Origin of the sequence: Marinomonas balearica (assembly GCF_004362145.1) — a bacterium.
Taxonomy (GTDB): domain Bacteria; phylum Pseudomonadota; class Gammaproteobacteria; order Pseudomonadales; family Marinomonadaceae; genus Marinomonas; species Marinomonas balearica.
In genome coordinates this window covers 116,223-133,661 of sequence record NZ_SNXC01000013.1, presented here as the reverse complement: position 1 = coordinate 133,661, position 17,439 = coordinate 116,223, and the positions used below count along the sequence as shown (strand labels likewise).

Here is a 17,439-nt window from a genome sequence, read left to right as displayed (position 1 = left end):
GATAAAGGCTAAATTCATGTAATTGTTTTCGTGTCTAAAAAAATTGTCATGGATAAATCATGCTAAAACCGAAGACTCTTATATATTATTTGGCGACGTTGCTGTTTGCTGTTTTGATTTGGAGTTGGAGCGCTTCCTTTCAACATGCTTCAATTCAAAGTGTAGAAAACGTATCGGGAAATCCGCTATACGCTTTTGATTCTGAATCTGTTGAATATATTAATCAACCTACGACACCCAGTTGGCAGCGGTCCAATAATAATAGTTTTAGCTTTGGTTATCGAAGTGGAAGTGCATGGTTGAAGTTCGAACTTCCCTCTATTGCGAAGAATGATCAGTATTTGTTGTTAGACTACGCATTACTGGATCATGTAAAGGTAGTTCGAACCTTTTCTGACGGTCATTCTGAAGTCTGGGAGACCGGCGATAAAAGCAAATTTTCCTCTCGTTACTTTCCCTCTGAAAAATTCTTATTTCCACTTTCTCCTGACGACAGACAATCTGAATTATTGGTCGGAGTGAGTTCCGAAGGGGCTTTGAAAATCCCTCTTTTTATTACCGATAAACTTGGCGAAATTAAACGGGCTCAATACGCCAATTTGCTGATAGGGTGTTATATCGGTTATATGTTACTAATGTTAGTTACAAGTCTTATTATTAGCGTAACTACCACGGAAAAACGCTTTGTTCTCTACGGTGTATACGTGGCCTGCATTGCGCTATTAAACCTTCAGCTGTCTGGCTTTTTATTTCAATGGGTCTGGCCGAATTATCCAAATATTAATGGCTTCTTAACGCTGTTTTTTATCTATCTAAGTGTTTTCTTTCAACTGGCATTTGTTGAGTCTTATTTAAACAGTTCAAGGGGGCTTCTATATAAAATTAGCAAGGGTGTTAAGTGGCTTTCACTCGCTGCCTTAATGCTGACTGTAATGCCTGATTCGTATTCTTTTTTAAGTCGTCTCGGTATTGGTTTTTTATTAGTCGCATGTTTATTGTCAGTTATATTGACGTTTAACAGTATGCGACGTTCGAGAAATGTTGATACATCGCTTAAATATTTTTTGTGCGGATGGTTAGTGATGCTGGTGGGCCTTTTCACTTCAACGCTCAGTACTCTGGGTGTTTTGCCGCCTTACCCAGTCCTAAACAATGCAGCGGCAATGAGCTCTGTGCTTGAGGTGTTTTTCTTATTGGCCGCCTTATTTGAGCGTTACAATCAAGAGCATAAAGAAAAGTTCGCGTTAACCATTAAGAGTTTGAAGGCTTCAGAAGAGCGTGCAAAAGTTGAACGGAATTTGGTGTTTCAGGCGACCCATGACCCTTTGTCCGATTTACCCAAAAAGGACATACTTTTCAATAATTGGCCAAGGATAATTCAATCTGTACCTGAGCAATCTTCATTAGTTGCCATGATTGTGCATTTTGACGGCTACTACGATCAAGTCTTGGCTTTTGGTCACCAGATCGCCGATGAAATGGTTAAGCACTTGCATTTTAGAGCGATGAGGTATGCTCAAGATCGTCGCAACTTTGTTCCAATCGATTTGGATTGGACACTTAAAAAAGTGGCTGTTTTAGACTCACACGACTTATGTCTAATATCAATTGCCCTAGATCCTATGATAGAAAACACGCTGATAACGGAAATGCATCATACACTTTCCGAGAGCATTGTGGTGAATGGTCTGTCTTTAGAAGTAGATTTAACTATCGGAGTATGCAGACATCGACCAGGAGATGTCGTTCAAAACCTAATTAGAAGAGGACAAGTTGCATCAAAAGAAGCCTCAGAACGACGAATCAATTCCTTACGCTACAGCGATAAAATGGGGCTGGATCCCGAGTACAGCGGGCGCTTGTTAATTAAGTTCAAAAAAGCGTTGGAGAACGATTTATTGCAAGTTTGGTTTCAACCTCAAATCAACACGGACGATGGTTCAATTCGTGGCGCAGAGGCGTTATTGAGGTGGAACGATGACGAATATGGTTGGGTCTCCCCTGAACTTATTATCCCATTTGTAGAGCAAAGTAGCTTGATAGGAGCGCTCACCGATTATGTGACTCGTAAGGCGTGTGTGTTTGTTGAGGAGTACAGTCAGAACTTTAATAAACAAATTCAGATCGCAATAAATTTGTCAGCGAGAAATTTAGATGATGAAAGGCTAGCCCACCGAATTGGAGGGATATTGGTTGAATATAATGTACCAGAACATAACGTTACCCTAGAGGTGACTGAAACCGCCTTTTTGGGTGATTCTCCACAAAGTAAAACCACGTTTGCTCAACTTGCTGCGCTCGGCGTGAAAGTAGCACTTGATGATTTTGGAACAGGTTATTCTTCTCTTTCTTACCTTCATGAACTATCTTTTTCAGAGATTAAAATCGATAAGTCATTCTTGGCAGACTTCGAACATAATGAGCGAAGCCTTAGTCTGGTTAAAGTAGCCGTTAACCTAGGGAAAGAACTTAATATGGACGTCGTTGCTGAAGGAGTGGAAACTAAACTAATTGAAGTCAAGCTTAAGTCCATTGGGTGCACTATTTGTCAGGGATTTTATTATGGAAGACCAATGTCAAAAGAGCAGTTTATAGAATGGGCTTTCGCCTTCGATAATAACGGATCTATTATTGAGTGAAATATGAAATCACCGAATAAAAGAACTTTAACGCACAACCGTTTGCGCACTGCAGTCCAAAAAATGGTATTAGGCAGCAAATGGCAAGAAGTTACAGTGCAGGACATCGCTAAAGACGCAGATGTTTCGATAGGAACATTTTACAACTATTACGACAGTAAGGATGAAGCGCTAAAAGACGTAAGGCAATGTCTGTCAGAATTGCTTTTTAAGGATATTTCGATTCTGGTAAATACCCAATCCAACGCGATTGAAAAACTTGCGATATTATTCAAATACTTTGCAACGCTTGTATCGAGCAAACCCTCTTGGGCTGATTATTTGTTTAGAGGTGCAGCGTTTGATGAAAGATTAGAAGGCGGCTTGCAAAGTTTGATTATCCCAATGCTCTTGGAAGGCAGCAAAGACAACGTGTTTAGAGTGGACAATGTAAAGCTGGCAGCGTCCTTTCTAGAGCAGGGTGCTTTTCCAATTATTAAGAAAGCCTATGAAGATGGATTAACGTTAAACGATAAAGACATTGCTGTTATCGCGAAACTTATTCTATCGACTGTTGGAGTCGCAGAGGATCAGTTGGATACTGTCAGTAATCAGATTTGCCCGGTAACGCCACTGGCTCCATTGCCTGTTTCGATTCTTAATTACGCTCGTCAAACAACCATTGGTTATGTTTAACATCGAGTACGATTGACGCAACATATCGAACAGCAATTCAATAACCCCCTTTACGATCCGCTAATCGGTAAATAGGAGGGGGTTATTGTACCTCTGTGTAAGTCTTATTGAGCGAACTTGTTGGCATCTTCGGTTTTTAGCTAATGCCAAAAAGCTTCTTGGTATTGTCTGTTGTAAGTTTGCTTATTAAACCGATATCAACTGAACGAATGTTAGCCAGCTCTTGAGCGATATAGGGCAAATACTTAGGGTGATTTTTTTTGGGGCGTGGACGTATGTTTCTTGGCACTAAATAGGGGGCATCCGTTTCAATCAGTAACCGATCATCGGGAATGTATTTAACGGCATCTTTCAGATCTTCGCCCCTTCTTTCGTCAAGTAACCAGCCCGTTACTCCAATATAAAGACCAAGGTCTAGATAGGTTTTAAGCTCAGATATATTCCCTGTGAAGCAGTGCAAAACACCTTGTGTGGTGGTTGACTTTAAGCCTCTTAGGATAGTTACCATATCTTCGTGAGCATCACGCTCATGCAAGTAAAGAGGCTTGCTGTGTATATTGGCAAGATGTATTTGCGCTTGAAAAGCTTCGCGTTGTTGCTCAGGAGTCGAAAAGTTACGGTTATAGTCCAACCCCGTTTCACCAATAGCAATGGCACGGGAAAGGTAAGGTTCCAGTTCTTTTTCTGAATCTTGGTTCCACGTTTTTGCTTGATGTGGGTGGCAGCCCGCTGTCATCCATAGATTAGAATGGCTATTAGTGACTTGCGAGATCAGTTTTGTCTCATTGAGATCGGATGCAATGCAGATTGCTCCTTGAATGTTGTGACTTATTAGATCTGTTTGAAACTGGTCGAGGTCGTCAATGTACTGCGGGTGGTTTAAATTTACACCAATGTCTATCATAGTATTTGAAGTTCTTTTGTCTGTTTTAGGCTTTCTAGATAAATAGTCCTGAGGCTTTCGGTATTAAGACCATGTTGCTCAAGTTGATTAAGCGGTAAGTTGTCCCATCGTCCGGCTTCATAGTCACATACAACTTTGAGGACGCTACCTAGATTACCGCGCTTGTTGAGTAGTGCGTCCTTGATATGAGGGTCTATAGGAAGTTGTTCGAGCAGTGTTGGCATATCTTCGTCGAAAACGGCTGGCAGGTAAGAAAATAACCCAGTTAGAAATGCGCCTTGCTGAGCAGGAAACAGTTCTTTAGAAAGCAATTCGCAGAAATATGCTCGACTGAGTGCCATGCTTATGAGGCAGTCTGGTTTACCATCAACACTTGAAAACATGGCGAGCGTAACCCATTTAAGCAAATCTCTCAATCCAATGATTTCAAGCGCACGTTGAACGTTCGATACATTGAATTGACGATGATATGGGACGGCCTTGGTCAGCTTTATCACTCTGTAGGCTAGGTTGGGGTCTCGCTCAATAGTTTCAGCCAAGGATCTGATCGTTGAGCGACTATTATTCAGCCGTTCAACTAATTCTGCCAAAATGGCTTTGTAGACAGGATAAGTCTGGCCTTTAATATGCTCAACTTGAGTCATGAAAGGCCCACTAAAAAAGCGAATTTTTTGAGTGTCGATCAGTTTGTCTATTTGGGTTTTTATGTGTACATCGCTTACCCAAATCGTTTTTGGAGCTATAGTTGGTAAGTCGACGTATTGAAGTACTTTGCTAATGCCGATTTTACTTAGCTCGAAGCAGACACTCGTAAAGTTTTTTAACGTATCTTCGGGTGTGTCTTCGGTTGGGTTAATGATGCCGAATTCATAGCCTTCCATGCGTAACTTTTTGATTTGAGATAGGGTTTCCGTATTCCCTAATTCATTTTCTTGAATGAAAATTGTTGCGTTAAATGAGCTTCTCGGGGGAAGGCTGATCAGTTCATTTGTTGGGATTTGTATGAACAACGGGTGGTTCGGTAGCGCATCTATAACGAGGCTACTAAAGAAAAGAGTACTGATTAATGTACTTTTTTCTGAACTTTGAGTAGAAAAATCGAAGGAATCACTATGAGTAGAATGCTTTATATAATAAGCTTCTGTCTTAAGTAACGAATCGACAATATTCTCTCTGCAAAAAAGGAAGTTGTTTCTCATAATTTTGTAAATCTTTACTGCATTATTCATGCAAAAAGTTACTTTAACAAGCTACGATTTATAATATCATGGTTATAATTGTAGTATCACTTTGTAAAAAGCACTTGGAGTACGCTATGGCTGGCATGTTAGACGCCGTCGATCAGAGGACACAGTTAGTTGGTGAAAACCGCCTCGAATTATTGATGTTCCGCTTAGGTGGAATGCAAATGTTTGCTATCAACGTATTCAAGGTCCAGGAAGTTGTTCAGCTCCCTAGACTGAATTTAATGCCTCATAGACATCCTTCTGTGGGTGGTGTCACGCATTTTAGAGGCAGAACGATCCCAGTTATTGATTTATCTGAAGCGGTTGGTATGAAGCCGATAGATAAAGACCAATCTTGTAACCTGATCGTAACCGAGTACAACAATACGGTTCAAGGTTTCATGGTGGGTGAAGTTGATAGAATCATCAACATGAACTGGAATGAGATTTTACCGCCGCCGGATGGTACAGGGCGTCAGCATTATTTAACCGCTATTACTCGAGTCAACGAGCGTTTGGTTGAAATTATTGATGTTGAAAAAGTATTAGCAGAAATTTCACCTTACGATTCTCGCATTTCTGACGAGGTTATTGATAAGGATTTGCTTTCGTTAGCAAAAGGGTTAGAGGTATTGGTTGTCGATGACTCTATGGTTGGCTTATCGCAGGCAAGGTCAACTTTGGACTATCTTGGTATAACGGTTCATACTGAGATGGACGGTAAAAAAGGGCTTGAAAGGCTTAAAAGCTGGGCTTCTGAAGGCGACGATGTACCAAATAAATTACTGATGATGATTACCGATGCAGAAATGCCGGAAATGGACGGTTATCGATTAACAAGGGAAATTCGCGAAGATCCCCGATTAAAAGATTTATACATCGTACTCCATACATCGCTAAGTGGTAGCTTTAACAAAGCGATGGTTCAGAAAGTAGGTTGTGACGACTTCCTGTCGAAGTTTCAGCCCGACAAATTAGCAACCATTGTTCAAGATCGTATTCGAGACGTTATAAGTCGCGATTAGTATCGAGTTGTTTTAATCTGCATGAAAAAGGGGCGTAACGCCCCTTATTTGGTTATATGTCTATCGTTCTATATTTCCTACTGGGCTTTACCGTCTTTCAATACCACCGTTTGTCGTTGCTTTCTGTGCCCGTGCTATTGAGCGGATTGGTTGCGATAGATTTAGTAACCAATGACGAGCAACCTCTATATTTGATGATTTTAAGTGGATGCATCCTTCTACTTGTGTGTAATGTCATCTTATTTGCTAAGCAAGTTCAACAACAAAAAGTGGATGTTGAGAAGATCGGAGCAATGCTTGCAGGGTGTGCGTTAGCTGGCGTGATATCGGGGCAGGTGATTGGCTTATTGAATTATGACATTGTCATTATTTGCGCATTAGCCAGCCTACAAAGTGTGTTTTTTCTAGCTACTGTGCTTATTAAACCAGATTCAAGCGGATTTTTTGATCGTTTTGAAAAAACGTTGTTAGGCAGCCTTATTGTCAATGCAGCGTTTGCTATCATGCTTTCTGATAGAACGTTAATAGCTCGTCCGCAATTAAAAAAATACGATCAAGCGGATTATCTTAGAAGTTTGTTTTTGTTCTTGGGTATCTGTGTTGGGCTGGTTATTCTCCCTCAAAGTACCGATTACAGCTCTGATTTGACGCTTTATTTTCCTGTTCTAACTTTGATCGGCGGTGCATTGCTTTCCTCTTGGGTTAAACTGAAGCTGAAATCAGCGACCGATCGTTTTGTAATGGATTTGTCCGCGGTCTTGTTTGTTTTTTCAATGGTATTGAAAGTGTTTATTTAGACATTAGTTATATGAATGATCGTTCGGGTTGAGCTCTGTTTGACGTTCTTATCGTATACCTTCACTGTGTCATGCACTTATTTTAAACATTCATTCAAAAAAAGTTATTCGAAGACCGTTATTCGAGACTAATGGAACGTATTAAGAGGCTATTGTGGAAGCAAGTAAAAAAATTGGCGTTTTGATGATGAATCTAGGAACTCCAGAAGCACCAACGCCTGATGCTGTTCGAAAGTATCTAAAGGAGTTTTTGTCTGACCGAAGAGTTGTCGACTTAACGCCTATCTTATGGAAGCCAATTTTAAACGGCATTATTCTGAATATCCGACCTAAAAAAGTGGCGAAAGTATATCAACAGGTTTGGATGGATGAAGGTTCTCCTCTCTTTGTATTGGGAAACAGACTGCGAGACGCAGTGCAGGTCGCACTCAACGAACAAAGTGATGATTTTGTCGTCGCGACAGCAATGACTTACGGCACTCCAACGGTTGAGGATGCTGCAAAGACGTTTAGAAAAGTTGGCGTGTCCCGTATTTTTGTAATTCCTATGTACCCACAGTTTTCAGGTACTACAACCGCTGCTGCTTTCGACCGCCTAATGAACTCTCTAAAAAAATGCCCAGAATGGCCTGCCTTAAACTTGTACCACGATTATGCGGATCATCCTCTCTATATCGATGCACTGGCTAACAGTGTAACGCGACAATGGAAGGAGCAAGGTGAAAAGCGGCATTTGGTTTTGTCTTATCATGGTATTCCAAAGCGTTACGTTACTAATGGAGACCCTTATGCGAGACGTTGTGAGAAAACCAGTGAGCTATTAGCCGAGAAGCTTGGATTGAATAAAGACGAATGGACGCACGTCTATCAATCTCGATTTGGTCGTGAGGAGTGGTTGCAGCCGTATGCAGATAAAACATTAGCCACAATGCCAAAGCAAGGAATAAAGCGTGTTAACGTGATCAGCCCAGCATTTTCGATAGATTGTATTGAGACGCTGGAAGAGGTCACGCTAGAGCTTGGAGATGAGTTTAAAAACGCCGGCGGAGAAGCGTTTGATTATATTAGCGCATTAAATGACTCTGCGGATCACGTTGCGTTATATAAAGACATTATACTGACTAACACTGTGTCTTGGCAGAATGAGATAACTTCTGTCTAGCACAAGCCAATAAATGGAAGAATGTGATGAATACCATTACAACCGTCGCTTTTGATGCTGACGATACACTTTGGCGTAACGAAGAAATTTTCACGCACGCTCAACAACGTTTCTTTGACTTACTTACTCCATATCATGATGAAGACTATATAAAGAGCCATTTGGAAAAGGTGCAAATCGATAACATCAGCCATTTTGGTTACGGTATCAAGGGTTTTACCTTATCCATGATCGAGACGGCCATTGGTTTGACCGAAGGACGGATTAATGGGTACGAAATCCATCAAATTATTCAGCTGGCCAAAGAGATGCTAAAAGCGCCGGTTGAAATACTGGATGGCGTGCACGACGCTTTAGCCAGCCTTAAGGGGAAGGTTCAGTTGATGATTATTACAAAAGGCGATTTACTCGATCAAGAAGGCAAAGTGGCTCGATCAAAATTGGCAAAATATTTTGATTTTATTGAAGTTGTCAGTGATAAAAACCCTAAAACCTATTCTGATTTACTTGATCGTTATCAAATTCAAAAGACTGAGTTTTTAATGATCGGAAATTCTCTTAAGTCAGACATACTGCCAGTATTGGACATCGGCTCAAATGCTATCCATGTTCCATATCACTCCACTTGGGTTCATGAGCAAGTCGATAGTAAAACATTGCAGAATTATGATATTTTGGAGGCAAAGGGAATGTCTCGCGCAATGGATCTACTCTTAGAAACGTACAAATTTAAAGGTAATTGATGAAAAAGTTAATAATGGCTTCATTGTTGTTCTCAGGCTTTGTCACTATTCCAGCAGTAGCGGAAGAGGGCGCAGTTGATAGCGTAAAAGAATCGGTCGTTGAATTTGGTTCTAGCGCGATGGATTCTGGAAAAGAAGTATTAGGTAAAGCCAGTGATAAAGCGGCTGAAGTAGGAAGTGACGTCGCAGATAAAGCAAAAGAAGTCGGCTCCAGTATTTGGGATGGTGTTAAAGAAGCAAGTCATGCCGCGGCGGGTTACGTCGAAGAAGGCGCTTCAAAGGTTAAGGATATGACGGAGAGCGACGAAGCGACAGAAAGTACTGAATCAAAGGCAGATTGTGAAACCAGCTTTTTTAACAGTTGCGAGAAAAACTAGGAATTAGCGTTGGCAGGTGATCGTTTGACTAATAAATGGGAAAAGGAATTTCTCGATCAGGCTGAAAGTAAAATTGGCACGCCAATGACGCGTTACCTGTGCCCTAAATGTAAGAGTGAGCTCACATTAAAAACAGGAAAAAAAGGCGAATTTTGGGGGTGTTCAGAATACCCTTCATGCGATTACACTGCCGATAACGTAGACGGACGACCAGTACGTAAAAAACGCTATCTATGTCCATCGTGTCAGAACCCACTCAGGAGAAGGGAATATAAAGGAGAGTGGTTTTGGGGGTGTACGGACTATCCTAAATGTAAAATTACGCTTCAAGATGAAGATGGCGTTCCAGCCACAACGAAGAAATACCCTTGCCGTGCTTGTGGTCACTATCTCGTTCGGAAAAAGGGCGCTAAAGGGCACTTTTGGGGTTGCATAAAGTACCCTGAATGTCGAAATACGCTAGACGATGATCGCGGGTTGCCCAAGTTAAGAAAAAGCACGAAGTAGCCAATAAGGGGTTAACACCCTTTTGATTGTGTGCTGGTGAATACAGATAACTCTTCAGCGCAGGCTTTTAATGCGGCTTCAATTCTTGGGTATTGGTATTGAAACCCAAGCTGAGTGAGCTTCTCAGGAACCACGAATTGACCTTTTGTCAGTAGCTCGGACATCTCACCTAATAACATCTGTAAAAGAATCGAAGGGGTGGGGAGTACGCTAGGCCGATTCAAGGATCTGGCGAAGTTTGTAGCGAACTGGTGCTGAGTTACTTGTTCTGGTGCGACCAAGTTTATTGCTCCTGTGTATTGTTCACTTTCAATGGCTTTTAAGACGGCATTGCACACGTCATCAATGTGTATCCAAGGGAAACCCTGCATGCCTGCTCCGATTTTCCCTCCCAAGCCTAACGTATAAGGAATGAGCATTTGTTTCAGTGCTCCGCCGTTACCGAGCACCACGCCAAGTCTAAAAATGCAAACACGAGACCCTTTAGACTCGAAAGCTAATGCCGCTTTTTCCCACTCATCGCACAGTTGATAGGTGAATCCTCCATTAGAGGGCGTTGCTTCTTTAAATTGAGTGCTCTCATGATTGCCATAGTATCCCACCGCAGACATTGAAATAACGGTTTTGGGAGGATGCTTTAGTGATTTATAAAGGGTTTCAGTTACCGTTGTCCTGCTCGACCGTAGAGCCGCTTTTCGGCTCGGTGACCAGCGTTTGGCCGCGATAGGTTCTCCTGCTAAGTTAATTAGAGTATCGATTTGTAGATCACTTAGTTGATCCATTGTGACGGTTTTTATATGGTTCAGTGATTTAGAAGGTTCGCGTCGTACTAATCCATATAAAGTGACTGAGTCGGAAAAAGTGCTGGAATTTATAAGAGTGTCGATAAGCTTGCCGCCAACGAACCCAGTGCAACCGGTTATTAATACGTTCATCTTATTTCCCTTAAATTGTTATTTACGTGTCTTTAGACTGCTTAGATCACTTATATGCCTGATTTATATACAATTTTGATATGTATGTATGTCTTATGGTGTTAAAAGCTTCTTTTTCCTTTTAAGGCTCGTTAGAATGGGAGTAATAAGAAATTAAGGCGTACAAATGCAACTCAATTCATTCGACCATATTATACTGCTGGCGCATGGCAGCCCAGATCCAAAATGGAAAGAACCGTTTGAAGTTATTACATCAAATATAGTTGAAAAGGTCGGTCGTGACAGCGTCAGTCTTGCCTTTATGGAATTGACTTCCCCAACATTGGAAGACGTGATCGCGTCGTTGCCACAATCAAAGAAAAAGCTTGCTGTATTACCGCTCTTCTTGGCGGTTGGACGCCACTTGAGACACGATGTGCCTGCCCAAATTAAAAGCATTAACGACGCTCAAGCACTAGATATTACACTATTGCCTCCGATTGGAGATGATGACGCCGTACGCAATGCGATCGAACAATCGATTATCTATCGGCTTGGTGATTGATGAACTTTTTACATACGGATTTATACTGAATGCTTTTTACCCATTTACCGGATGAAATCTTTCAAGCTCTGTCAGGCTCAAATAAAAGTCTGGTTGAAGCAGTATTGTTTGATTTGTCTGATGTGTTCTATGACCATGCAGAAGACCCGATCAAAGAAAAATCGGCGATCATTGAGTCAATCGAAGATACATTGCACAAGTTAGATACCTTAGCGTGGCATGATGATCACAAAGAAGGGTTTGAGTCTCCAAAAACGATTCACGATTACGCACTGAGAATCTATCACCGCCTCGTCAATACGGGGTGGCTAATTGAGGAGCAGGAACTTTATCGCGTAAGCGTTTTGATGTCGCCTCAAGTCTCTATGTTATTGCGATCACTCGTTGAAATTAGTCGACATGGTAAGCGAAACTACGGCGCAACCGTGTTGAGCATCTTGAGTAATCTCGAATCAGTGGTAAATCATCCTGTAGAACGAGGCGTTACGTTAAGTCAAACCGCTGAAGCAGCGCGCGAATTTTCCGCTCATCTTAACCAAATTTTGCTGGGTATCCGCTCGCTTCAACGAGAGCTATTCACACGCAGAAACCCGAAAGAGATAGTGGCGGGCTTTTTCGAATTGTTTGTTGAAGGCATTTTAATTGCCGATTATAAAACCATCAAAACAAGCAACAACCCATTTCGCTTCAGACGCCAAATATTGGAAATTGCCAACAGCTTTCTCGCAGACACATCGCTTACATCAAAAGTGGCGAAGTGTTATATGGATCAACAATTGATTTCAATGGAAATGGCGCTGAGCCTTGTTGAAAAAGATTGTAGAGATATTATCCAAACGTTCTCAAGTATTGAGCAAAGATTGGAGCGTATTGATGAGTATCGTTACCGATTAGAAAAACGGGCTGCGGACACAGCGCGATATATGGACAGTTCGCGCCCCGGCATGGCAAACAAAATATCAGGTATTATTTCAGATATTGCTAAATACGATACGTTGCCTGTATTGAAAAACGTAGTTGGAAGCAAGATTGTCGGTGTCGAATCGGCAGCGCAACCTGCCAAACGTAAAGATCCACCACCGCCACGAGTGATTACCACGAGAGAAGTCTCTGAATCTGCCCTTGAGTTCCGAGATCGTCAACGCCGTTTCCATGAGGCGCGACAGGTCACGGTAGCGAAATTAGAAGGGTATTTGGATCGTCAGCTTGTAGAAAAAGACGCTATGCATATTTTGGATTTCACCATTGAATCCGTTGAGGATTTCGTGTGTTTTGACCACATCCGTTATGTTGGAGCATTGGGCGTTTCTGCTAAAAAAGTTGAGAAATCATTCGAAGTTATTTTCACCGATCAATATGTTGATGTGCACGAGTTCATAGAATGTCGTGAGTTTAACGTGGTACGTAGGAGCAGAGCTTAATGCTTAGAGAATTAAAAAAAGTCGTTGAAGAGTCTGCTAAAGACCCACAAGAGTTTCAGCAAACTGCGAACTATTTAGTCGCAAACCAGTTTGTTAGTGCCTACAAGCATGGACAGCGTAAACATTTCTTATTGGTCGAAATGTACCAAGATTACTTTTCACAACTGTTTGATGCACTTGGTATGAAGTTATACATCAACGAGAACGAACGTCTTGCAGGGATTCTTCCTGTGCAAAGGGAAGCGTTTGTGCGTTTAAAAACTGATGAAACACTTCTTTTACTTGTATTACGACAAATCTATGAAGAAAAAATCGAAAATTTCGAAGTAGATAATGGTTTTGTTACGACGAACACTCACACTATTCTTGAGCGATTTGTACAGCTGGTAAAGCGTGAAATTCCGACGGAAACGAGGTTTAAAGAAATACTGACGCTCTTCAGTCGCCACGGTGTCATCATTCGAGGCAAGACATACGATGAAGACAGCAAAAATATGATGATCAATATTACGCCAGTGGTACGCTTGATTGTTACGGAGGCTTACCTTCGCCAGTTGGAGTCTTTTAACGGAAGTGATCCTGACGACGATGATATTGAAACAGAAGCGTCGAGCGTTGAAGGCTCTACTTCGGAACAAGCAGTTAATACTACCGATACAGAACCTTCTCAACCATCCGGTGATTTAGAAGAAGTAACAGAAGAAGGCGAAAACCAATAGGTCTATTATGAAAAAGTTAAATCGAATTGTTTTGGTCAATTGGTATTTGCTCGGCGCTGAAGAGATCGATATCCGCGGTAATACTGCCATTATTGGGCCTACGGGTTCTGGTAAATCTTCACTACTTGATGCTATTCAAACCGTGCTAACAGGCGCCAGTAAGCGCCACCTAAATTACAACGCAAGTGCCAATGACGGTAAAGCATCTGGGCGGAGTATTCGTTCCTACATTTTGGGTATGATCGATTCCGGTCAAGGAAGCGCTAAGATTGTTGGAACTGAGCCCAGACAGGATGCTATCTGTTATTTAGGGCTGGTATTTGAGGATTCAAATACAGGAAAAGAAAGCACAATTGGCCTGTCATTAAGTGCTTCTTTAGCTTCACCAGAAGAAGACATTTTAGGTCGTTTCATCTTGCCTAACTATGGTATTCGCAGAGAAGATTTTGTTGAGTTGATGGGGGCTAAAAGCTATAAGGCGAAACCTTGGCTTGAAGTGCGTGAAGCAATGAAAAAGTCTTGCTTGGATCCCTACATTAAATCAGGCAGTGCCTCTGCAACCCAATATATTAACCGCTACCTTGAGGAACTAAGCCCAAGCCCTGATCATGTGATCACGCTGGACAGTTTTCTTAAAAACTTTAAAAACGCGTTGAAATTTGTCCCAATTGCGTCGCCTACCCGTTTTGTTCAGGATTTCGTTTTAACGGAAGCGCCTTTACAAGTTGGCGCGTATCAAAAATCGCTTACGGAATATAAGCAGCTCGAATCTAAGACACAAGAAGTTGCAAAGCGTATTGATGATTTAAAAGTCATCCAAGTTGAATGCGATAAAAAGCGTCAACAAGAACAAACAGCGGTTAATTATCAATGGGTTGCAACCGAAGCGCGTTTTGACGAGTTAAGTTCAAAGCAGGATGATATTCAAGATCAGTATGAGATTCATCGTGATCGTGAAGAAGAAATTCAGGATGAACTTGGTACTCGTGCAACATTATTAAAACAACTTCAAGGGCAGCTTGTACGTTTAGAGCAGCAATACGAGCACTCTGATGTTGGCCTGAAATTACAGCAACTTGAACAAAGTAAAAAACTCGTTGAGTTGCAAGGTCAGCATGACGTTAAAGTGCTTTTGCAGGCGCGCCAAGCTGTTATGTTATTGGGCGGGATGGTGCCTTTCAATGATGTGTTGAGTGACGGCATGAAAGAGATCCTCACTCAAGCCAGTGATCAATTGGATATTATTGATGAAAAAGGCTGTGTTCAAGGCGATTTAAAAGGCTTGATTAAGTTTTTTGAGGGCTTAAATCAAACGCTAGATGATGAAAAGAGTCATGTATTCCAACAGCGCTCACAACTGAACAGAACCATTTTAAACCTAAAAGATGATTGCAAGCAGTTAGAGGCCGACGTTTCTTCTCTTAAAGGCGGCTCAAGCCCTTTATCACAAAATACCAAACGTTTGATAGGTCTTTTGAAGCAGGCTCAAATAGAAGCCGTGCCTTTGAGTCACCTTTCTGAAGTAACAGATCATAAGTGGCAAGATGCCATAGAAGGTTACCTTGGCAACCAACGTGAAGCCTTGATTGTTGACCCTGATGATGCTGAAGAAGCGATTCGTATTTTCCGTGCGCACAGACGACAGTTAATGGGGTGTCGTGTAATTGATACGACACAGACACGTTTATGGCTTAATCGCGGAGACAGAGGGTCGGTTCTTCAATTTATACGTTGTAGTAATGATCATGCTCAGGCGTATTTAAATAGGCGTTTAGGTGGTATCAAGCCGGTAGAAACTGAACGTCAACTGCTGCGTGAAGACAGTGCGATGACGTTCGATGGGATGTTGAAACTGTCGGGTACGATCTCTACTATTCGCTTTGTGCCGCACATGATGGTTGGCATCAATACGGATGGGATGAGACAGTCCCGCGAAAAACAGTTGAGTGACCTGACGCATGAGCTAACAGATTACTTGAAGTCCGATCAGAGGCTAGAGCAGGCCGATTCTATTCTTGGGCGTGTTATGGCATCGTCTCAGTTTGAAGTCGAAGGGTTATCCGCCGCAAACAAAGCGAACACGACCTCTCAGCACGAGTTAGACGATATCAATGAGCAAATCCTCGCATTACAGGCGCATGACGATACTGAATTGCAGGAAAAAATTGAATCTCTTAAAGAGCGCATTGCTGCAACCGAACTTGAGCAGAAAAAACTGGACAGAGAGCGCCAACAAATTGCTGAGCAATACGGCGCGTTAACGACTCAAAAAACACAATTAAGTGTGGCATTGAGTTCTCTTGATGAAGATAGAACTAAGCTGACTGCGAACTCAATGTTCAATGCGGAATATGCAAGTGAGCGTTATGAGTTGCTTGAATCCAGCATGGTAAACGGGGCTGCTATATACAAAGAAGCGATTTCAAGAGCGGAAAAAGCGTCTGAAAAAGCAAGAAGCTTCGACCAAAAGGTTCGTAAAGAGGTGGCGGATCATTATGCTCGTTATCATCAATCCAGCCTTGATGATGATATCCAGTTAGATTACCTCGAATCCAAATTCGAAGAATTTGAACACTATGTCAATTATCAAATCGACGTTCTGAGTGAAACGGAACTGGCTAAGTATGCTAAACGTGCTGAATTGGCACGCCGGGAAGCAGAGGAAACGTTCAGAAGCGATTATGTTTCCAAGCTAAAGGATTCGTTAGATCAAGTTGCGCAAATTATTCGTGAGCTAAATCACAGTTTAAAGCGCCGTCCGTTTAACCAAGAAGTTTATCAGTTTAAATATTATCCAAACGGTGATATGAAAGACATCCTTGATCTTGTCGAGCGTTTTAGCGCCCAAGATCAAGCAAATGTTGGTGGCTTGTTTGACCCTGAGTTTACCAAGGACCCAGATCATGCCAACGCATTGAATTCTATACAAGAGCTTATTTCTGACGAAGAGAAGCAGAAAGATCTAGCGGATTATAGGAAGTTCTATAATTTCGAAGTAGATATACTTGATATGGAAGGGAATATGAAAACGACTTTGAGCCAACGTATTCAAACGGGTTCAGGGGGTGAGCATCAAATTCCATTCTATTTGGCTATTGCAGCGGCACTTTCAACAACATATCGCCTACATGAAACCATGGAGGGCGATATTGTAGGTGGCTTCTCGCTTGCAATGTTTGATGAAGCATTTAATAAAATCGATATGGCAAAGACAGCCACCTGTATGGGATTCATGCGCGATATCGGGTTACAAGTTATTGCTGCAGCGCCCGATGATAAACGTGCTGTTATGGCGGCAAACATGGATACTATTATCAGTGTTTGGCGAGAGGGGGGTGCGGTTTCTATTGATGTGGCGTATCCTCAATCTAAGGGTCAAAAACTGTTGAATGGCACAGATGAGAGTGTAGATGTTAAAGAAGATGATGAGGAGCTAGAAACGTTATGATCGTAGAACAAGAAATACGCGGCGTTTTAGGCAGTGCTTTTAAAGCATCGTACCTTGAATTGTTTAATGAAAGTCATACTCATAATGTGCCTGAAGGCAGCGAATCCCACTTTAAGCTTACTTTGGTAAGTGATGATTTTTCAAAAAAGCGTCTGGTTCAAAGGCACCAAATGGTATATACCGCGTTGTCGGAACAAATGAAGAAAATTCATGCTTTAGCTCTGCATCTTTACACTCCCGACGAGTGGGAAGCGAGAGGAAACGCGGCCCCACTATCACCCAACTGCCATGGAGGTAGCCGATAAACAGTCGGCATA

General features: G+C 41.9%; 16 protein-coding genes. 13 read left to right on the top strand and 3 right to left on the bottom strand.

Annotation, left to right across the window (positions count from 1 at the left end):
* Nucleotides 1-59 precede the first annotated feature (59 nt).
* Both DFP79_RS12535 and DFP79_RS12530 read left to right on the top strand, forming a co-directional pair.
* Entirely contained in the window at nucleotides 60-2,639 is a 2,580-nt protein-coding gene (locus tag DFP79_RS12535; protein ID WP_133504282.1) for an EAL domain-containing protein, read from the top strand.
* Nucleotides 2,640-2,642: 3 nt separating this feature from the next.
* Nucleotides 2,643-3,314: a TetR/AcrR family transcriptional regulator gene (locus tag DFP79_RS12530; RefSeq protein ID WP_133504281.1), complete on the top strand. Its 672-nt coding sequence runs from the start codon at nucleotides 2,643-2,645 to the stop codon at nucleotides 3,312-3,314.
* A gap of 136 nt (nucleotides 3,315-3,450) precedes the next feature.
* On the opposite strand, the gene DFP79_RS12525 is transcribed toward DFP79_RS12530, so the two are convergent.
* Nucleotides 3,451-4,218: a TatD family hydrolase gene (locus DFP79_RS12525; RefSeq protein WP_133504280.1), complete on the bottom strand. Its 768-nt coding sequence runs from the start codon at nucleotides 4,216-4,218 to the stop codon at nucleotides 3,451-3,453.
* A complete protein-coding gene (locus DFP79_RS12520) occupies nucleotides 4,215-5,417 on the bottom strand; it encodes an EAL and HDOD domain-containing protein (protein ID WP_166637702.1) in 1,203 nt (400 codons plus the stop codon). The genes DFP79_RS12525 and DFP79_RS12520 overlap by 4 nt, the downstream gene beginning before the upstream one ends.
* Before the next feature lie 116 nt (nucleotides 5,418-5,533).
* Here DFP79_RS12520 and DFP79_RS12515 point away from each other — a divergent pair, with 116 nt between their 5' ends.
* The 6 genes from DFP79_RS12515 to DFP79_RS12490 all read left to right on the top strand — a co-directional run bounded on the left by DFP79_RS12515 (nucleotide 5,534) and on the right by DFP79_RS12490 (nucleotide 10,055).
* Nucleotides 5,534-6,469, top strand: coding sequence for a chemotaxis protein CheV (locus DFP79_RS12515; protein WP_133504278.1), 936 nt, complete (start codon nucleotides 5,534-5,536; stop codon nucleotides 6,467-6,469).
* 56 nt (nucleotides 6,470-6,525) lie between these two features.
* Nucleotides 6,526-7,266 carry a hypothetical protein gene (locus DFP79_RS12510; protein ID WP_133504277.1) on the top strand — a complete coding sequence of 247 codons (741 nt, stop codon included), beginning with the start codon at nucleotides 6,526-6,528 and terminating at the stop codon, nucleotides 7,264-7,266.
* A 154-nt stretch (nucleotides 7,267-7,420) separates the two neighbouring features.
* A complete protein-coding gene (gene hemH / locus DFP79_RS12505; protein WP_133504276.1) occupies nucleotides 7,421-8,428 on the top strand; it encodes a ferrochelatase in 1,008 nt (335 codons plus the stop codon).
* Between the two features lie 26 nt (nucleotides 8,429-8,454).
* The gene (locus tag DFP79_RS12500; protein WP_133504275.1) at nucleotides 8,455-9,171 is read left to right on the top strand and encodes an HAD family hydrolase; all 717 of its coding nucleotides are present in this window, start codon (nucleotides 8,455-8,457) and stop codon (nucleotides 9,169-9,171) included.
* Entirely contained in the window at nucleotides 9,171-9,548 is a 378-nt protein-coding gene (locus DFP79_RS12495) for a hypothetical protein (protein WP_133504274.1), read from the top strand. Before DFP79_RS12500 ends, DFP79_RS12495 begins: the two co-directional genes overlap by 1 nt.
* A gap of 24 nt (nucleotides 9,549-9,572) precedes the next feature.
* Nucleotides 9,573-10,055: a topoisomerase DNA-binding C4 zinc finger domain-containing protein gene (locus DFP79_RS12490; RefSeq protein ID WP_243730270.1), complete on the top strand. Its 483-nt coding sequence runs from the start codon at nucleotides 9,573-9,575 to the stop codon at nucleotides 10,053-10,055.
* 11 nt (nucleotides 10,056-10,066) lie between these two features.
* Here the strand turns inward: DFP79_RS12490 and DFP79_RS12485 are convergent, their stop codons facing one another.
* Nucleotides 10,067-10,990 carry a TIGR01777 family oxidoreductase gene (locus DFP79_RS12485; RefSeq protein WP_133504273.1) on the bottom strand — a complete coding sequence of 308 codons (924 nt, stop codon included), beginning with the start codon at nucleotides 10,988-10,990 and terminating at the stop codon, nucleotides 10,067-10,069.
* Nucleotides 10,991-11,156: 166 nt separating this feature from the next.
* Between DFP79_RS12485 and DFP79_RS12480 the strand changes: the two genes are divergently transcribed.
* The 5 genes from DFP79_RS12480 to DFP79_RS12460 are packed head-to-tail and all read left to right on the top strand — an operon-like array spanning nucleotide 11,157 to nucleotide 17,427.
* Nucleotides 11,157-11,534: a sirohydrochlorin chelatase gene (locus DFP79_RS12480; RefSeq protein ID WP_133504272.1), complete on the top strand. Its 378-nt coding sequence runs from the start codon at nucleotides 11,157-11,159 to the stop codon at nucleotides 11,532-11,534.
* Between the two features lie 29 nt (nucleotides 11,535-11,563).
* A complete protein-coding gene (locus DFP79_RS12475) occupies nucleotides 11,564-12,955 on the top strand; it encodes a Wadjet anti-phage system protein JetA family protein (protein ID WP_133504271.1) in 1,392 nt (463 codons plus the stop codon).
* Nucleotides 12,955-13,674, top strand: coding sequence for a DUF4194 domain-containing protein (locus tag DFP79_RS12470; RefSeq protein WP_243730269.1), 720 nt, complete (start codon nucleotides 12,955-12,957; stop codon nucleotides 13,672-13,674). Before DFP79_RS12475 ends, DFP79_RS12470 begins: the two co-directional genes overlap by 1 nt.
* 7 nt (nucleotides 13,675-13,681) lie before the next feature.
* Nucleotides 13,682-17,122: an SbcC/MukB-like Walker B domain-containing protein gene (locus tag DFP79_RS12465; protein WP_133504270.1), complete on the top strand. Its 3,441-nt coding sequence runs from the start codon at nucleotides 13,682-13,684 to the stop codon at nucleotides 17,120-17,122.
* Nucleotides 17,119-17,427 carry a BolA family protein gene (locus DFP79_RS12460; RefSeq protein ID WP_208111437.1) on the top strand — a complete coding sequence of 103 codons (309 nt, stop codon included), beginning with the start codon at nucleotides 17,119-17,121 and terminating at the stop codon, nucleotides 17,425-17,427. The genes DFP79_RS12465 and DFP79_RS12460 overlap by 4 nt, the downstream gene beginning before the upstream one ends.
* Nucleotides 17,428-17,439: the final 12 nt, after the last annotated feature.